Source organism: Streptomyces sp. NPDC058576 (assembly GCF_042718715.1).
Lineage (GTDB): Bacteria > Actinomycetota > Actinomycetes > Streptomycetales > Streptomycetaceae > Streptomyces.
Genome location: NZ_JBHXPF010000051.1, coordinates 19,315 through 34,855 on the forward strand (window position 1 = coordinate 19,315; position 15,541 = coordinate 34,855).

Sequence of the window (15,541 nt, forward strand, 5' to 3'; positions counted from 1 at the left end):
AGCGGAAGTTCCACCCGGTGGTCCACGCATGGTCAGAGGTGCGCCTGGGGAGACTTGTTCGCCAACTCCAGAGTGATGTTCACTCCTTCGAGTGGCGGAGCGGTTGATGCGCGCCCCCCTCTCAAAAGCGCTGGAATGGTCAGAAGCCGTACCAGGAGCGGGGCGCCCTTCCATGTGACCGTGCGTCACCTCTGCTTCAAGGGTGGACGAGTCAAGATTGCGAGCACCGGTGCAGAAGAAGCGGCCGCGGAGCAAGGGCACGACGCGCGACGGTTCCGGGGCGACGCCTCCGGCGCCCGGTGCGGACAAGCGGACCGTGCGGGTGCGCAGCCGACTGGTCGCCGGGGTCGCGGTCGTCGGCGTCATCGTCGTGGCGGCGGGCGCCCCCGCCGTGCTCGGGGCCTCCAGCGATCTGAACGAGTCCCAGCGGCTGGTCACCCTCGCCGAGCTGAACCAGCAGGCGGTCACCCTCGGGCACTCCCTAGCCGACGAGCGTGACTCCGTCACCGCGTACATCGCCGACGGCCGGAACGAGCAGGCCGACGGCGACGACGGCGCGAAGAACCGCGCCGCCCGCAGCACCCGCGTCGACCAGCAGATCGACGAGATCCACGAGGCGGCCCCCGCGGCCCTGCGCCGCGACCTCTCGACGGTTCCCTCACTGCGCCGCTCCGCGCTGACCGGCAAGGGCTCGGCCCTGGAGGCGCACCAGGCGTACTCCGACCTCATCGCCAAGCTGCACGGCATCGCCGCCGAACTGGCGGAGAAGACCCCGCCGCGCGCCGCCGACGCGACCCGGGCCCCGCTCACCCTCGGCGGCGCGTCCGAACAGGCCTCCGCCACCCGCGGGCTCCTCCTCGCCGCGCTCGCCGTGCCGAGCCCCGAGCCCACGACCCCGCAGACCGACCCCTTCACCGGGCTGCCCGTGCAGACCCAGGACGAGGGCGTCGCCCGGGCCGACCGCGAACGCGACGCGCTGAGCGCCGCCGCCCAGCAGGCCCGCGTCCGGGAACTGGCCGCGCTCGCCGACTTCGACCAGGCGGCGGACCCCGAGGCCCGCGACAAGCTCTCCGCCACCGTCACCGGATCCGAGGTCAACAACGCGGAGAAGTACCTCACCCGCCTCACCGACCGCCCCGAGCTCTCGGACGCGGAGCGTGGGGTCAGCCCCGAGAAGCTGGAGGCCGCGCTCTCCGCCCGCGTCGACCGGATGCGCAGCGTCGAGTCCGCTCTGACGACGGGCCAGGTCCGGCACCTGGAAGGCCTGCGCGACGACGACGTCACTGCCCTCGAACTGAGCATCGCGCTGCTCGGCGGCTGCTTCCTGCTCGCCGTCGGCGTCTCCACCGCCGTCGCCCGCACCCTCACCCAGCCGCTCGCCGTCCTGCGCATCGGCGCCGCCCGCCTCGCCGAGGACCCCGAGAGCGCCGAACCGGTCCGCTACACCGGCCGCAACGACGAGTTCGCCCAGGTCGTACGGTCGATGAACACCCTGCACGGCAGGCTCACCACCCTGCACCAGGACCTCGGCGGACGCGTCGAGAGCCTCACCGGCGAGCGGTCCAAGCTCATCACGGGCCGGGAGACCCTCGTCGCCCAGCGGGCCGAACTCCAGAAGCAGGCCGCCGAGCTGGCCACCCAGCTGGAGCAGCTGAGGAACACGGTCAACCACACCTTCGTCAACCTCTCCCTGCGCACCCTCGGACTGGTCGAGCGGCAGCTCGGCGTCATCGAGGGCCTGGAGGAGCGCGAGCAGGACCCGGAGCGCCTGGGCACGCTGTTCAAGCTGGACCACATGGCCACGGTCATGCGCCGCCACAGCGAGAACATGCTCGTCCTCGCCGGCGCCGAGCACGGTCACGGCCACCCCGGGCCGATCCCGCTGGTCGACGTGGCGCGCGCGGCCGTCAGCGAGATCGAGCGGTACGAGCGGGTGACCATCCAGTCCCTGCCGCCGCACGCCCAGATCGCCGGGTTCGCCGCCGACGACCTGTCCCACCTCCTGGCCGAACTCCTGGAGAACGCGACCTCCTTCTCGCCGCCCGACTCCCATGTCGAGCTGTCCGGCTGGCTGCTGGAGAGCGGCGAGGTGATGCTCTCCGTGTCGGACGAGGGCATCGGCATGTCGACGGTCCGGATGGGCGAGCTGAATGCCAGGCTGGCCGACCCGGCCTCGTTCGAGCCGGGAGAACGGCACGTCGACATGACCGGGGCCGGACTCGGTCTCCAGGTTACGTCGCTGCTGGCCGCCCGGCACGGAGTGCGGGTCCAGCTGCGCGAGCAGAAGGGGAGTGGTGTGACGGCCGTCGTCGTCCTGCCGCAGGCCCTGCTGCCCAAGACCTTGCCCGCCGCGTCGCCGCCCGCCGTGCAGCTGCCCGGTGACGCGCCCACGCTCAACCTGCCGGGCTCGGTGGCGGAGGCCAACTCCAACGCCCTGCCGAGCCGTTCACCGCTGCCCGCCGCGCTGCCCGAGCCGGGTGCGCCCGCCGGAGCCGAGGCGACGCCGGCCCCGGAGCCCGAGGCGCCGGCGGCCGACCCGGCCGCCGAGCCGCTCGCCGAGGCCGCGTCGGACCCGTCGGACCGCGACGCGGAGAACGCCCGGGAGCCGGTGACCGAGCCGGTGACCGAGGCTCTGCCCGCAGTCGACCCGATGATCGCCGCCGCCGAGCGGACGATCCGTGAGAACGCCACGGGCGAGGACGCCGGAGTCGACGACGAGACCCCGGAAGCCACCGCCGTAACGCCGCAGGAGCAGAAGCAGGAGCGGGAGCAGAAGCCGGAGCCGGAGCAGGCAGCCCAGCAGCCTGTCACGGAAGCCGAGCCCGAAGCCGAGGCCGCCGCCGCAACCGGACCCGACGCCGGGCCGGACGCCGGGCCGGACGCCGGGCCGGACGCCGGGCCGGACGCCGGGCCGGACGCCGGGCCGGACTCCGAGATCACGCTGCAGGTCCGACTGCCGAAGCCCCCGGCCGACCCGGTCGCCCCGGCTGTCCCGGAGACCCTGCCGGGCCCGGCCGCCCCGGCGACAGCGGACCCGTACGCCATCGGCCCCGACCGCCACGAGCGCCCGGCCGAGACCGGCCCCGGCGACCAGGACCCGGACGGGCCCGCGTTCCGCCCCGCGCCCCGCGCCGAAGGGGCTGACGCCCCCGCCGACACCGTTCCCGGTCCCCGCCGCCCCGAGGCCGGGCGGATCACCGACAAGGGGCTGCCGAAGCGCACCCCCAAGGGGGCCCGGCCCGACACGACCCCCGCCCCCGGGCGCACCGGCAGCCTCGACCGGGACGCCCTGCGCCGCCGGCTCGGCAGCTTCCACCAGGCGGCGAAGGAAGGCCGGCGCGACGTCGAGGCGGAGATCGCCGGGACCGGCGGTATCGCCGTCGCCGCCCCCGGAGGCGTACCCACCGACCGCGCCGGGCACGAGACCACCACCGCACCCACCACAGGCACCGCACAGGACACACGGAACGCAAGGACCGCACGGGACGCCGAGACCGGCGGCCGGGCGGACGGCCGGAACGAAGAGACGGGGGACACAGTCGAGGAGGCACGCAGTTGACTGCGCCCAGCACATTCGGGCTGAGTACCGAGGCCCGGAACCTTCACTGGTTGCTGAGCAATCTCGTGGAGGAGGTGCCAGGGGTCCACTCGGTCACCGTCGTCTCGTCCGACGGCCTGATGCTGCTCTCCTCCGACCCCGGCCATCTGACCGCGAAGGCGGCCGCACAGGCCGCCGGGATGTCGGACGGGCCCAAGGGGTCCAGCGCCGACCTGGCCACGATCGTCTCCGGCATCGGTTCGCTGACCGTCGGAGCCGCGAAGCTGATGGACGGCGGCGGCGTCAAACAGACGATGGTCGCCATGGACGAGGGCAGCGTCTTCGTCATGTCGATCAGCGACGGCTCCCTCCTGGGCGTCCACGCCACCCCGGACTGCGACATGAGCGTCGTCGCCTACCACATGGCCCTCTTCGTCGGCCGGGCCGGACACGTACTCACCCCCGAACTCCGCAGCGAGCTGCGCACATCGTTGGAGAGCGCCCAGTGACCACCGCCGCCGCAGAACCCGCCCCCCGGCTCCCCGTCCGCGGGGCCGACAAGCGCCCCGCCCGGGTCCGCCCGTACTCCCTCACCGGCGGCCGCACCCGGTTCGGGCACGTCCTGCTGGTCGAGACGTTCGTCGCGGCCCTCGAAGCACCCGAGGAGCGCCGCGAGCTCACCAACGGCAACCTCGCCTCGCGGGTCATGCCGGAGCTCCAGGCCATCGTCGAACTCTGCCGCCGGATGCGTACGGTCGCGGAGATCTCGGCCCTGCTGAAGATGCCGCTCGGAGTCGTCCGGGTGCTCCTCAGCGACCTGGCCGACCAAGGAAAGATCCGCGTGTACGGAACCGGTCACGGAACCGGTCAGCCCGACCGCGCACTGCTCGAAAGGGTGCTCAATGGACTCCGCCGTCTCTGAGGCGCCGCTCTTCGCCCCGCGCCAGCAGGGGCCCCGGGGCCCGGCGTCACGGCCCTCGGACCAGGCCGAGGAGTCTCTCCAGGCCTGGCAGCTCGACCACACCCGCGCGCCCACCGCCACCAAGATCGTGGTGGCGGGCGGATTCGGCGTCGGCAAGACGACGTTCGTCGGCTCGGTCTCCGAGATCACGCCGCTGCAGACCGAAGCGCTGATGACCCAGGCCAGCGAGGAGACCGACGACCTCTCCGCGACGCCCGACAAGACCACCACCACCGTGGCGATGGACTTCGGCCGGCTCACGCTGGAGGACGACCTCGTCCTGTACGTCTTCGGCACCCCGGGCCAGCAGCGCTTCTGGTTCATGTGGGACGACCTGGTGCGTGGGGCGATCGGCGCGGTCGTCCTCGCCGACACGCGGCGTCTTGAGGACTGCTTCCCCGCGCTCGACTACTTCGAGAGCTGCGGCCTGCCGTACATCGTGGCGGTCAACCACTTCGAGGGGACGCCGGGTTACGAGGCGAAGGACGTCAGGGAGGCCCTGACCGTACCCCCGCAGGTACCGATAGTGATCATGGACGCGCGTAACAGGATCACGGTCGTCGAGTCGCTGCTCGCCCTGGTGGGCCACGCTCTCGACGTCACCCCCGCCTAGGGCCCGGTGTCCTAGACCTCCTCGAATTTCAGAGACAACGGAGAGCCGCGATGCGGAAGATACTCATAGTCGGAGCCGGCCAGTCCGGGCTCCAGCTCGCCCTGGGGCTGCAGTCCAGAGGCTACGAAGTCACCCTGATGTCCAACCGCACCGCCGACGAGATCCGCACCGGCCGGGTCATGTCGACGCAGTGCATGTTCCACACGGCGCTCCAGCACGAGCGGGACTACCAGCTGAACTTCTGGGAGTCCCAGGCACCGAGGATCGAGGGCCTCGGCGTCTCGGTCGCCGCCCCCGACTCCTCCCGCGCCATCGACTGGGTCGGCAAGCTGGACGGCTTCGCCCAGTCCGTCGACCAGCGCGTGAAGATGGCCGGCTGGATGGAGACCTTCGCCCAGCGCGGCGGGCAGCTCGTCATCCACGGCGCGGCCGTCTCCGACCTGGACTACTTCTCCCGCACCTACGACCTGGTGATGGTCTCGGCCGGCAAGGGCGAGCTGGTGTCCATGTTCGGCCGGGACGCGGCCCGTTCGCCGTTCGACGCCCCGCAGCGAGCGCTGGCCGTGGCGTACGTCCACGGGATGGGCCCGCGCCCGGAGCACCCGGAGTTCGACGCGGTCCGCTGCAACCTGGTGCCGGGCGTCGGCGAGCTGTTCGTGATGCCGACGCTCACCACCTCCGGCCGCGCCGACATCCTCTTCTGGGAGGGCGTCCCGGGCGGTCCGCTGGACGCCTTCCAGGGCATCAAGGACCCCTCCGAGCACCTGGCGAAGACGCTGGAGCTGATGGAGAGGTTCACGCCGTGGGAGTACGCCCGCGCCACCAAGGTCGAGCTGACCGACGCCAACGGCACCCTCGCCGGCCGTTACGCCCCCACGGTCCGCAAGCCGATCGGCCGGCTGCCCGGCGGCGGCCTGGTACTCGGCGTCGCGGACGTCGTCGTGGCCAACGACCCGATCACCGGCCAGGGCTCCAACTCGGCCTCCAAGTGCGCGAACGCGTACCTGGACTCGATCATCGAGCACGGGGAGAAGGAGTTCGACGCGGCGTGGATGCAGTCCACGTTCGACCGTTACTGGGAGACCGCGCAGCACGTCACGAAGTGGACCAACGCGATGCTCGGCGCCCCGCCGGAGCACGTGCTGAACCTGATCGGCGCCGCCGGTCAGCTCCAGCCGGTCGCGGACCGCTTCGCCAACGGGTTCAACGACCCCGCGGACTTCGAGAACTTCTTCTACGAGCCCGAGAAGACGAACGCCTACCTGGCCTCGGTCGCCGGGGCCTGAGCCTCCCGATCACCGCCTCGGCGGCCGGACCCGCACCGCCGGTCCGGCCGCCGGGGTCTTTGCGCGGCCGTTGCTACGGGCTGTCCGGCGCGGTGTCCGCGCTGTAGCCGGTGTCCGCGCCGTCGCGGGCGCCCTCGGGCAGCTCCGGGCGCGTGTACGCGGACAGCGGCGCGCCGCCCGGGTCGGGGCGTACGGCTCCCAGCAGCGGGTTCGACGCCAGCGGTGAGACCTTGACCTTCGTGCCGGGGCGGGGCGCCTGCACCACCAGGCCGTCGCCGATGTACAGCGCCACATGGGTCGCCTTCGGGAAGTAGATCACCAGGTCCCCGGGGCGCAGGGCCGACACCGGTACCTTCGGGAGCTCCTTCCACTGCTCCTGCGAGGTGCGCGGGATTCCCCGCCCCGCCGCCGACCAGGCCTGGGACGTGAGCCCGGAGCAGTCGAAGGTATCGGGACCCTCGGCCCCCCACACGTACGGCTTGCCGATCTGCCGGACCGCGTACGCCACGGCGTCGCCGCCCTGCCGGGTGGGCGGCCGGGCGGAGCTGAGCGCCCCGGAGGCCACCAGCTCGCGCTGAGCCTTCTCCACACCCTGCTGTTCGAGACCGGCGAGCTGGGCGATCTGCTCCTCGGAGAGCGTGGCCAGCAGCCCTTCGACCTCCTTCAGCCTGCCGTTCACGGCATCGCGCTGCTTCTTCTGCCGCGCGACCAGCTTCTTCTGCTGGTCCAGGGCCTTGCGGGAGGCGGCGGCGAGCGTGTCGGCCCGCCGGGCGGTATCGGTGAGCCGGTCCACCGTCGCCGCGCGGTTCGCGGCCAGCCGCCCCGCGACATGGCTCTGGTCCAGGGCCCGCTGGGGGTCGTGGGCCAGCAGCAGCCGGAGATACGCGGAGAACTCGGTGCGCCCCCGGTACTGCTCCCTGGCCAGCCGCCCGGCGTCCCCGCGGCTGACCTCCAGTGCGGCCCGCGCCTTCGCCAGGCCCGCGTTCACCTTCTTCACCTGCGCGGTGCGCTGCTTCAGCTTCTCGGCGGTGGCGTTGTAGGTCTCGCTCGCCTCCTCCGCCGCCCGGTAGCGGGTCTGCAGCTCACGCAGCAGGGCGACGACGCTCTTGGGCGCCTCGGGGGCGGCGAGGGCGGTCTCGGCGTCGACCTCCGCCGCGTCCGTCCCGTCGGCTTCCTCCGCTTCCGCCGCGTCCGTCCCGTCGGCTTCCTCCGCTTCCGCCGCGTCCGTCCCGTCGGCCTCCTCCGTCGCGTCCGTGTCGGCCGTCTCCTCCGCGCGGGGTGCGGAATCCTCGGACGGTACGGGGCCCGGCTCGGCCGACGCGGTGGCGGGGGAGACCGTGAGCGCCGCGGCCAGCGCGGTCGTGCAGACCGCGCGCAGGAGCCTGCCTGACACGACATCACCTCCGTTACGGAGACGCAGCCCGGCAGCAGGCTCGTCCAAAAGTGAGCGAATCCCCTTCATCCGGTCACTCGTCGTCAGGTGATGCAAGCACCGAAAGGCGCGCCGTCCTGAGATCCCCCCGGACGGCGGTGGCCGTGGTGCTCGTGGCGAAGGGCCCGGGGCTCAGGCCACCGGGAAGGCGTAGAAGGTCCTGCCCCGCTGGACGACGGCGGTCTCCCCGACGGCGAGCACCCGGTACCACGCGCTGACCGTCGCCCCCTTCGGACCGGCCGACCCGATGTCCTGGAACTTCCACAGTCGCTCGCCGTCGGCCGCCGAGAACGCCGTGACCTGGACGGCGTCGGCCGCGATCAGGGTCTTCTCGCTGCCGCTCAGGGTGAGCGACGGGGCGTTCCCGATGCCCGGCACCTCCGTGGAGCGCCGCCACACGAGCCGGCCGCTCTCCCGCTCCACCGCGCCGATCAGCCGGTTGCGTTCGGTGGTGTGGATCAGGGGTCCGGCGACCAGGGGGGTGCCGAACACCGAGTCGTCGCCGCCCTCGACGCGCCACAGCGGCTTGGACGTGTCCGCCTCGAAGGCCTGGAGATCCGTGCCGACCGCCGCGTACAGCGTCCCGTCCTCGTCGCCCGCGGTGGCCGCTTGGGGGGAGGCCGCGCCGTACTGCTTGGTCCACAGCAGCTTGCCGGTCTTCTGGTCGAACGAGCGGACCGACCCCTTCCCCTTCGCCTTCTTGACCTCGGCCGCCGTCAGGCTGACCGCGTCCTGTCGTACGAGGACGTCGGCGGAGCGCTCCGCGACCACCCGGTAGGCGGGGGTGCCGGGGTCGCGGCCCGCCGGCACGGAGGTCCGCCACAGCTCCTTGCGCTGCACGATGTCGTACGCGAAGAAGTAGGCCTCGACGACCTTCTTGTCCTTGCCCCTCTTCTTGCCCTTCTTCGGCTTCGGAGCCTTCACGGTGACCGTGTGCGACCCGGTGAACCAGATGACCGGCCCGGAACTGCCGGCCAGCCGCCCGACGGTGAGATCCGGCAGGTCCTCGAAGGCGTCGGTGTAGCGCACGCGGTGCGCGACCTTGCCGTTCTTCGGCGACAGCCACAGGAACTCCGTCGGGCTCGCCACGAAGACCAGATCGGCGCCCGCCGCCAGCGCGGCCTGCCCCTCCGCGGCGTCCGCGCGCTGCCACACCCGCTTGCCGGTGCGCAGGTCCACGGCGCTGGCCTGGCTCTCGCTGGTCACCACGAGCAGCTTGTCCTGCCAGACGGCAGTGGTGAGCGGGGCCGACTCGGATGCCGGGTGCGCGTAGATCCAGCGCGGCTCGGGGGCCTGCCCCGGGATCGTACGGCGGGGCTTGGGCGCGGGCTTGTCGTCCGTCGCCGCCGCGGTGTCCCCGGAGCCGAGCGCGGCGACCGAACCGCCGCCCACGATCAGCCCGCCGACGGCGGCCGCCGCGATGGTCAGCAGGGTCCGGCGGCTCGCGCCGGGGTCGGGCGCCGGGGCCGGTGCGGGCGGCAGCGGCAACGACACCATCGGGCCGCCGCCGGGGCCGCCCGGACCCGCGGGCCCGGCCGGGAGGGCGGCGGCGGGATACGGGGCGGGTCCGCCGTACGTGTGGCCCGGCTGCCGCGGGGCGACGGGTGCGGCGGGCAGGGCGGGCTGCGCGGGGTGGCCCGCCGGGAGGGCGCCGGGGGCCTGGGGCGCGGTGAGCTGGTGGGGAAGCGCGAGCTGGGTGGTCGGGCGGTCGTTCCGCGGCGGCCGTGGCCCGGTGTTGAGGAACCGGGTGGTGCCCCGGTCCTCGCCCTCACCGATGTCCCCGTCGCCCGGGGAGGCGGACGCGGGCACCGGCGCACCGGCGGGGTCCCGGGGCGCGGGCGCGTCCACCGGAGACACCGGCGCGTCCGACGGCCGGGTGTCCTGCGGTCCCGGGGTCGCGGGGCTCTGTACGGCTTCCGGGGCCGTGGCGGCTTCCTTAGGCGGCTTGGGCGCGTCCACCGGGGACACCGGCGGGTCCGACGGCCGGGTGTCCTGCGGTCCCGGGGTCGCGGGGCTCTGTACGGTTTCCGGGGCCGTGGCGGCTTCCTTAGGCGGCGCGGGCGCGTCCACCGGGGACACCGGCGCATCCGGCGGCCGGGCGTCCTCGGGCTCCGGGGCCTTGTGCACGCTCACCGGCTCCTGGGCCGTGCGGGGGTCTTCGGGCCGGGCGTCCTCGGGAGCGGAAGGGGTGTCGGCCCGGCCGGCCGTGTCCGCTTTCTCGGCCTCCCCGACAGCGGCCACCCCGGCTTCCTCCTCCGGCGCCTCCAGCGCCAGGACCCGCGCCTCCTGGTCCGCGACCGCCGCCGCGAGCGGTTCGGGCAGCCAGCCGCCCCGGGCGAGGCCCGCCGCGCCCTCCAGGGCCAGTTCGGCGGCGACCGCGCCGGCCGTGGGGCGCTCGGCCGGGTCCTTCGCCAGGCAGCTGGCGACCAGCTCGCGCAACTCCTGCGGTACGGAGTCGAGTTCGGGCTCGTCCTCGGCGATCCGGCGGGCGGCCTCCTCGGCCGGGCCCTCCGTGAACGGGGTCGTCCCGGTCGCCGCGTACGCCAGGAGCAGCCCCAGGACGAAGAGGTCGGAGGCGGCCGAGACCTCCTTGCCCTCGATCTGCTCGGGCGTCAGATAGCCCAGCCGTACCGAGAGCTGGCCGCCTGGCCGGGCCTCCGCCGAGGCGGCCGCGCCCAGCGGGCCGAAAGCGGTGAGGCGGGGGCCGTCGGCGGCCAGCAGCACCGTGCTGGGGGCCAGTCCCTGGAGCACGGAGCCGGCGGCGTGCACCCGGGAGAGGATCTCGGCGATGCCCGCGCCCAGTATCCGCAGGGCCCGCTCGGGCAGCGGACCGGCGATGCCGATCGCCTCCGCCAGCGGCAGTGCGGGGACGTAACCCGCCGCCGTCCACAGCGGTTCCGTCCCGTCGGCGGGCGTCTCCGCCGGATCGCCGGTGTCCAGGGGCGGGGCCACCCAGCCGCCCGCGAGACGTTCGGCGGTGCGGGCCTCGGCCTGGAAGCGGCGCCTGAAGACCGGTACCGCGGCCAGCTCGGGGCGTGCGGCGGTGATGAGGGCCACCTCGCCGGACGCGGCGTCCCGGGCCACGTACCGCACGGAGCTCGCGCCTTCGTCGAAGCGGGCCAGCGCGGTGAAGCGGCCGAAGCGGCGTGGATCGTCCTGACGCAGCGCCTCCATGGCGCACCCCCTTGTGACCGTTGTACGGCGACCGGATGGCCCGTCCCCGGCGCCTGACCGTCGATCTTAGGGCCTGCGGCCCCGCGGACGGCCCCTCCGCCGCACAGTCGTGGCCCGCCCGCCGCTCAGTCCCGGCTCGGCGGCTTGGACCAGGGCCACTTGAGCGCGCGGTGCTCCCGGCCGCCGGGGGCGTACTCGTACACCCAGCCGCGCTGGAGTCCGAGCCGCTTGGTGTAGCCGGCCGGGACCCGCTGGTAGGCGTACACCGCGGCGGGGCCGCCGTCGGGGGAGGGCACCGGGACCTCGTACCACTTCGGCGGGTGGCCGGTCGGGCCCAGCAGGATCGGCAGGATCCGGCCGTCCAGGGGGCCGCCGCGGAAAGGGGTGTTCTCGCTCTTCACCCGGTCAGTCTGACGCAGTGGACGCGGGCAGCAGGTGTGCCGCCTCGGCGACGACCGGAATCACCCGTTCCGCCAGCTGCCCGGCCGGGCCGTCGGAGGTCTCCAGGGCCAACAGGTCGTTCACCACCGCCGCGGTCTCCGGGTCCGTGGCGGCGGTCGCGGCGAGCAGGGCGATCAGGTGGTCGACCAGCCAGCCGCGCAGCTCGGCCGCGGCCGGCTGCTTCCCGTCGTCCAGCCAGATCAGCGAGGCCGCCTCGACAGCCGCGATCCAGCTGCGCACCATCATCCGCAGCCTCGGCCCGGCGGGCCGCTCGCCGGACCCGCCGAACCGCCCGAGGTGGCGCAGGATCTCGTCGGCCGCCGCCCGGCGCACCCCGTCCACGATCGTCGTCGTACGGGAGGTCTCCACGACGCTGCCGCCGCGCAGCAGGGCGCTGAACCCGGTGTCGTGCTCGTCGACGAAGCGCAGATAGCGGTCCAGGACCCGGGCGACCCGCTCGGTCGGCGGGCCCACCGGCGGTTCGGTGAAGCACAGCGTCAGCTCGTCGGCCGCCGAGCCGAGCGCGGCCTCGTACAACTGCTGCCGCCCGCCCGGGAAGTAGCGGTAGACGAGGGGCCGGGACACCCCGGCCGCCACCGCGACCTCGTCGAGCGAGACCTCGTCGGGCGCCCGGTGGGCGAAGAGGCCGAGCGCGGCGAGCAGCAGCTGGGCGCGCCGCTCCTCGACGCTGAGCCTGCGGTACGTCGCCCGGGGCGGCGGGACTGCGGCGGTGGAGGTCATGCCACTGAGCCTAAGCGCTGACCCGCGGTACACCTCAGGCCAGCAGACCGGAGCTTCGCCACAGCCGGCGGCCGACGCCGTTGAGCAGGCCGATGTCGTCGAAGAAGTCCGTCAGCCGCTGGGAGCCGGTCTGCATGACCTCCCTGCGGTGGCCGCTCGCCTTCACCTGGGCGACGGCCTCGCGGCGGTCCAGGCCGACGTTCTCGTACACCTGCGGATTGACGAAGCAGACGGAGAAGACCCGGGCCGCCTCGCCGCAGCTGACCTTGGTCAGTTCGCGCTCCCAGCGCGGGGCGGTCACCATCTGGCGGCGCAGTTCCTCCCGGGCGTACCGGACGTGCCGGGCCTCCTCGATGACGTGGATCCGGGTCACGCCGCGCACCAGGGTCTGCACGCGGTCGTCCGGGAAGGTCAGGCGCTGCATCCAGTCGAGGATCTCCTCGCCGAGCAGGGTCGCGGCGAACGAACCGGGGGTGGTGGAGACGGTCTTCAGGACCCGCGCGAGGTTGTGGTAGACGCGCGGCACCGGGTACGTCGGGGCGCCGCCCCAGTCGATCATGCGGCCGAACATCATCGAGTGCCGGCACTCGTCGGCTATCTCCGTGAGCGCGTAGCGGACGTGGTTGCTGGTCACCGGCTTGTCGTAGATGTGCCGGACCAGCAGCTGCATCAGGATGATCTCGAACCAGATGCCGAGCGAGGCCAGCGCGGCCCCCTCGTGCCGGGAGAGGTCGAGGCGCTGCTCCTCGGACATGCGGTCCCACATCGGGGTTCCGTACAGCGAGAGCAGCTCCGGCGGCCAGAACCACCTGCCCTCCTCGACGGCCGCGTCCCAGTCGAGTTCGGTGTCGGGGTCGAAGGAGTGCTTGGCCGAGGATTCGAGCAGCCGCAGGGCGATCTGCTCGCGGTCGCGGAGCGGCCCGAGCGCGTCGCGGAGCACGGTCGCATCGCGAGCGGTGACGGTCGTCATGGCGGAAGCACCTCACACAGGGATTGCCGGGCACGGAAGTTACCGACGGTCGCTCCTTATGAGACTGCCTGTCAGCAAGGCAGTCAATCCCTTGCGCGCGACTCCGTGCGACTTGTTGACCCGATGTCTACCAACGTGTGAACCTGCCGGGGAGGCGGCTGGCGTACGCGCTCAACTGCCCGCTGAGTCACGGAACTTGTCGATCACGTCGAGCCAGTCGAGGCGAAGGAGCCGTCCGTGTCCACCCATGACCTCTACACCACCCCGCCGGCCGAACGGATCTGGCAGGTCCCCGCCACCGGAGCCGCCCGGTTCAGCTGGGACTACGACGACGGCCGCGAACGCCTTCTCGCCCTCTACCAGAAGGGCAAGGACAAGCAGTGGGACGGCAACAAGCGCATCGACTGGTCCCTGGAGGTCGACCCCACCGACCCGCTCGGCACCCCCGACGAGGCGCTCACCCTGTACGGCACCCCGCACTGGGCGAAGATGACGGAGAAGGACCGGGGCGAGCTGCGCAAGCACTACACCTCCTGGCAGTTCAGCCAGTTCCTGCACGGCGAGCAGGGTGCGATGGTGTGCGCGGCGCGCATCGTCGAGTCCGTCCCCGACCTGGACGCCAAGTTCTACTCCGCCACCCAGGCCATGGACGAGGCCCGGCATGCCGAGATCTACGGCCGCTTCCTGCACGAGAAGATCGGCATGCTCTACCCGGTCAACGACAACCTCCAGGGGCTGCTGGGCGACACCCTGCGCGACTCCCGCTGGGACATGCCCTACCTCGGCATGCAGGTCCTGATAGAAGGTCTGGCGCTGGCCGCCTTCGGAATGATCCGCGACACCACGACCAAGCCCCTGCCCAAGCAGATCCTCGCGTACGTGATGCAGGACGAGGCCCGGCACGTCGCCTTCGGGCGGATGGCGCTGCGCGACTACTACCAGCAGCTCAGCGACGCCGAACTGCGCGAGCGCGAGGAGTTCGTCATCGAGGGCTGCTACCTGATGCGCGACCGGCTCAGCGGCGTCGAGGTCCTGGAGAACTTCGGCATCGGCAAGCAGGAGGCGAAGGACCTCTCGGAGCACTCCGAGTTCCTCCAGCTCTTCCGCAAGCTTCTGTTCAGCCGGATCGTCCCGTGCGTCAAGGACATCGGCCTGTGGGGCCCGCGGCTCCAGAAGGCGTACGTCGACATGGGCGTCCTCGAACTCGGCGACTCCAACCTCGACCTGCTGATGTCGCAGGACGAGGAGATAGCCGAGGAACTGGACCGCGAACGCTTCGCCGCGGAGGAGGAGGCCCGGGTGGCGGAGGTCGCGGAGGCGGTCGAGGAGGGCGCGTCCGACGCCGCCTGAGCGGCCGAGGGCGGACCGATAATGGATATACGGGACCGGGCCACGGCAGCCACGATGCAGGCATGATGACGCACCCGCCCGCAACCGCCGCCGGTCACGCGGCCGCCCGTCGCAGTCTCGAAGCCCTCGCGCTCGGCGACGCGTTCGGGGAGCGCTGGTTCCCCCTCTTCCGTGAGCCCCGCCAGGCCGTGAGAGAGATCCGGGCCCGCCGCACCCCGCCGGAGCCTCGCTGGCACTGGACCGACGACACGGCCCTCGCGCTCGCCCTGAACCGCTGCCTGGACGAGCGCGGCCACGTCGACCAGGACCACCTGGCCCTCTGCTACGCGCTGGCCTTCGACGCCGACCAGGCCCGCGGATACGGCCACGGCATGCATCTCCTGCTGCCCCACCTGCTCGTGTCCCCGGCCGACTGGCGCACCCTGGCCCCCGAACTCTTCGACGGCGGCAGCCTCGGCAACGGCGCGGCCATGCGGGTCGCCCCGCTCGGCGCCCGCTTCCACGAGGACCTGGACCGGGTCGTGGAGCAGGCCGCGCTCTCCGCCGCCGTCACCCACGCCCACCCGGACGGTGTCGCGGGCGCGGTGGCCGTCGCGGTGGCGGCGGCGCTCTCCGCCCGCGGCGAACTGACGCTGGACGCGGTCGCCGGCCGGACGCCCGAAGGGCCGTTGCGCGACGGTGTGCGACGCGCGGCCCGGACGCCGTTCACCACGCAACCGTGGAAGGCCGCGGACCTCCTCGGCAACGGGCAGCGCATCCGGGCCGACGACACCGTGCCCTTCGCGCTGTGGACCGCGGCCCGCCACCGGGACGACCTGGAAGCGGCGCTCTGGGCGACCGCGGAGGGCCTCGGCGACGTCGACACCACGTGCGCCATCACGGGGGAGTGGTCGGGGCGGCGACCGGGGTGGCGGGGGCGCCGGAGGAATGGCTGTGCAGGCGCGAGCCGTTGGGGTGAGGTGCGCGGGGCGTCCGGCCCGGAAGAGGGCGGTCCGTCGCGGCCCGGTACCCATACCGGCCGCGTCGAAATTCCGT

The 15,541-nt window shown here is 73.1% G+C and carries 11 protein-coding genes and 1 pseudogene; 7 read left to right on the top strand and 5 right to left on the bottom strand.

Translation table 11 applies throughout. The annotated features are described in order from the left end of the window. Nucleotides 1-229 precede the first annotated feature (229 nt). The 5 genes from ACFWRV_RS28165 to ACFWRV_RS28185 are packed head-to-tail and all read left to right on the top strand — an operon-like array spanning nucleotide 230 to nucleotide 6,398. The gene (locus ACFWRV_RS28165; protein WP_384338533.1) at nucleotides 230-3,559 is read left to right on the top strand and encodes a nitrate- and nitrite sensing domain-containing protein; all 3,330 of its coding nucleotides are present in this window, start codon (nucleotides 230-232) and stop codon (nucleotides 3,557-3,559) included. Beyond that, nucleotides 3,556-4,047 (top strand): roadblock/LC7 domain-containing protein, encoded by a 492-nt coding sequence (locus tag ACFWRV_RS28170; RefSeq protein ID WP_384338534.1) that lies wholly within the window; start codon nucleotides 3,556-3,558, stop codon nucleotides 4,045-4,047. Before ACFWRV_RS28165 ends, ACFWRV_RS28170 begins: the two co-directional genes overlap by 4 nt. Next, on the top strand, nucleotides 4,044-4,460 hold the full coding sequence (locus ACFWRV_RS28175) for a DUF742 domain-containing protein (RefSeq protein WP_006127542.1): 417 nt from the start codon (nucleotides 4,044-4,046) through the stop codon (nucleotides 4,458-4,460). Before ACFWRV_RS28170 ends, ACFWRV_RS28175 begins: the two co-directional genes overlap by 4 nt. Then, nucleotides 4,441-5,112 (top strand): ATP/GTP-binding protein, encoded by a 672-nt coding sequence (locus ACFWRV_RS28180; RefSeq protein WP_384338535.1) that lies wholly within the window; start codon nucleotides 4,441-4,443, stop codon nucleotides 5,110-5,112. Before ACFWRV_RS28175 ends, ACFWRV_RS28180 begins: the two co-directional genes overlap by 20 nt. A gap of 50 nt (nucleotides 5,113-5,162) precedes the next feature. Next, on the top strand, nucleotides 5,163-6,398 hold the full coding sequence (locus ACFWRV_RS28185; RefSeq protein WP_384338536.1) for a styrene monooxygenase/indole monooxygenase family protein: 1,236 nt from the start codon (nucleotides 5,163-5,165) through the stop codon (nucleotides 6,396-6,398). A 73-nt stretch (nucleotides 6,399-6,471) separates the two neighbouring features. Here ACFWRV_RS28185 and ACFWRV_RS28190 read toward each other — a convergent pair whose 3' ends face one another. The 5 genes from ACFWRV_RS28190 to ACFWRV_RS28210 all read right to left on the bottom strand — a co-directional run bounded on the left by ACFWRV_RS28190 (nucleotide 6,472) and on the right by ACFWRV_RS28210 (nucleotide 13,156). After that, nucleotides 6,472-7,791: an NlpC/P60 family protein gene (locus ACFWRV_RS28190; RefSeq protein ID WP_384338537.1), complete on the bottom strand. Its 1,320-nt coding sequence runs from the start codon at nucleotides 7,789-7,791 to the stop codon at nucleotides 6,472-6,474. 171 nt (nucleotides 7,792-7,962) lie between these two features. Continuing rightward, nucleotides 7,963-11,004 carry a PQQ-binding-like beta-propeller repeat protein gene (locus tag ACFWRV_RS28195; RefSeq protein ID WP_384338538.1) on the bottom strand — a complete coding sequence of 1,014 codons (3,042 nt, stop codon included), beginning with the start codon at nucleotides 11,002-11,004 and terminating at the stop codon, nucleotides 7,963-7,965. A gap of 125 nt (nucleotides 11,005-11,129) precedes the next feature. Beyond that, on the bottom strand, nucleotides 11,130-11,405 hold the full coding sequence (locus tag ACFWRV_RS28200; protein WP_384338539.1) for a hypothetical protein: 276 nt from the start codon (nucleotides 11,403-11,405) through the stop codon (nucleotides 11,130-11,132). A 4-nt stretch (nucleotides 11,406-11,409) separates the two neighbouring features. Beyond that, complete coding sequence (locus ACFWRV_RS28205) at nucleotides 11,410-12,186, bottom strand: TetR/AcrR family transcriptional regulator (protein ID WP_384338540.1); 777 nt, start codon at nucleotides 12,184-12,186, stop codon at nucleotides 11,410-11,412. Between the two features lie 34 nt (nucleotides 12,187-12,220). After that, nucleotides 12,221-13,156, bottom strand: coding sequence for a diiron oxygenase (locus ACFWRV_RS28210; protein WP_384338541.1), 936 nt, complete (start codon nucleotides 13,154-13,156; stop codon nucleotides 12,221-12,223). 237 nt (nucleotides 13,157-13,393) lie between these two features. Between ACFWRV_RS28210 and ACFWRV_RS28215 the strand changes: the two genes are divergently transcribed. Then, nucleotides 13,394-14,506, top strand: coding sequence for a ferritin-like domain-containing protein (locus ACFWRV_RS28215; RefSeq protein ID WP_384338542.1), 1,113 nt, complete (start codon nucleotides 13,394-13,396; stop codon nucleotides 14,504-14,506). A 65-nt stretch (nucleotides 14,507-14,571) separates the two neighbouring features. Next, a pseudogene (locus ACFWRV_RS28220) lies at nucleotides 14,572-15,464 on the top strand (ADP-ribosylglycohydrolase family protein). Nucleotides 15,465-15,541 lie beyond the last annotated feature (77 nt).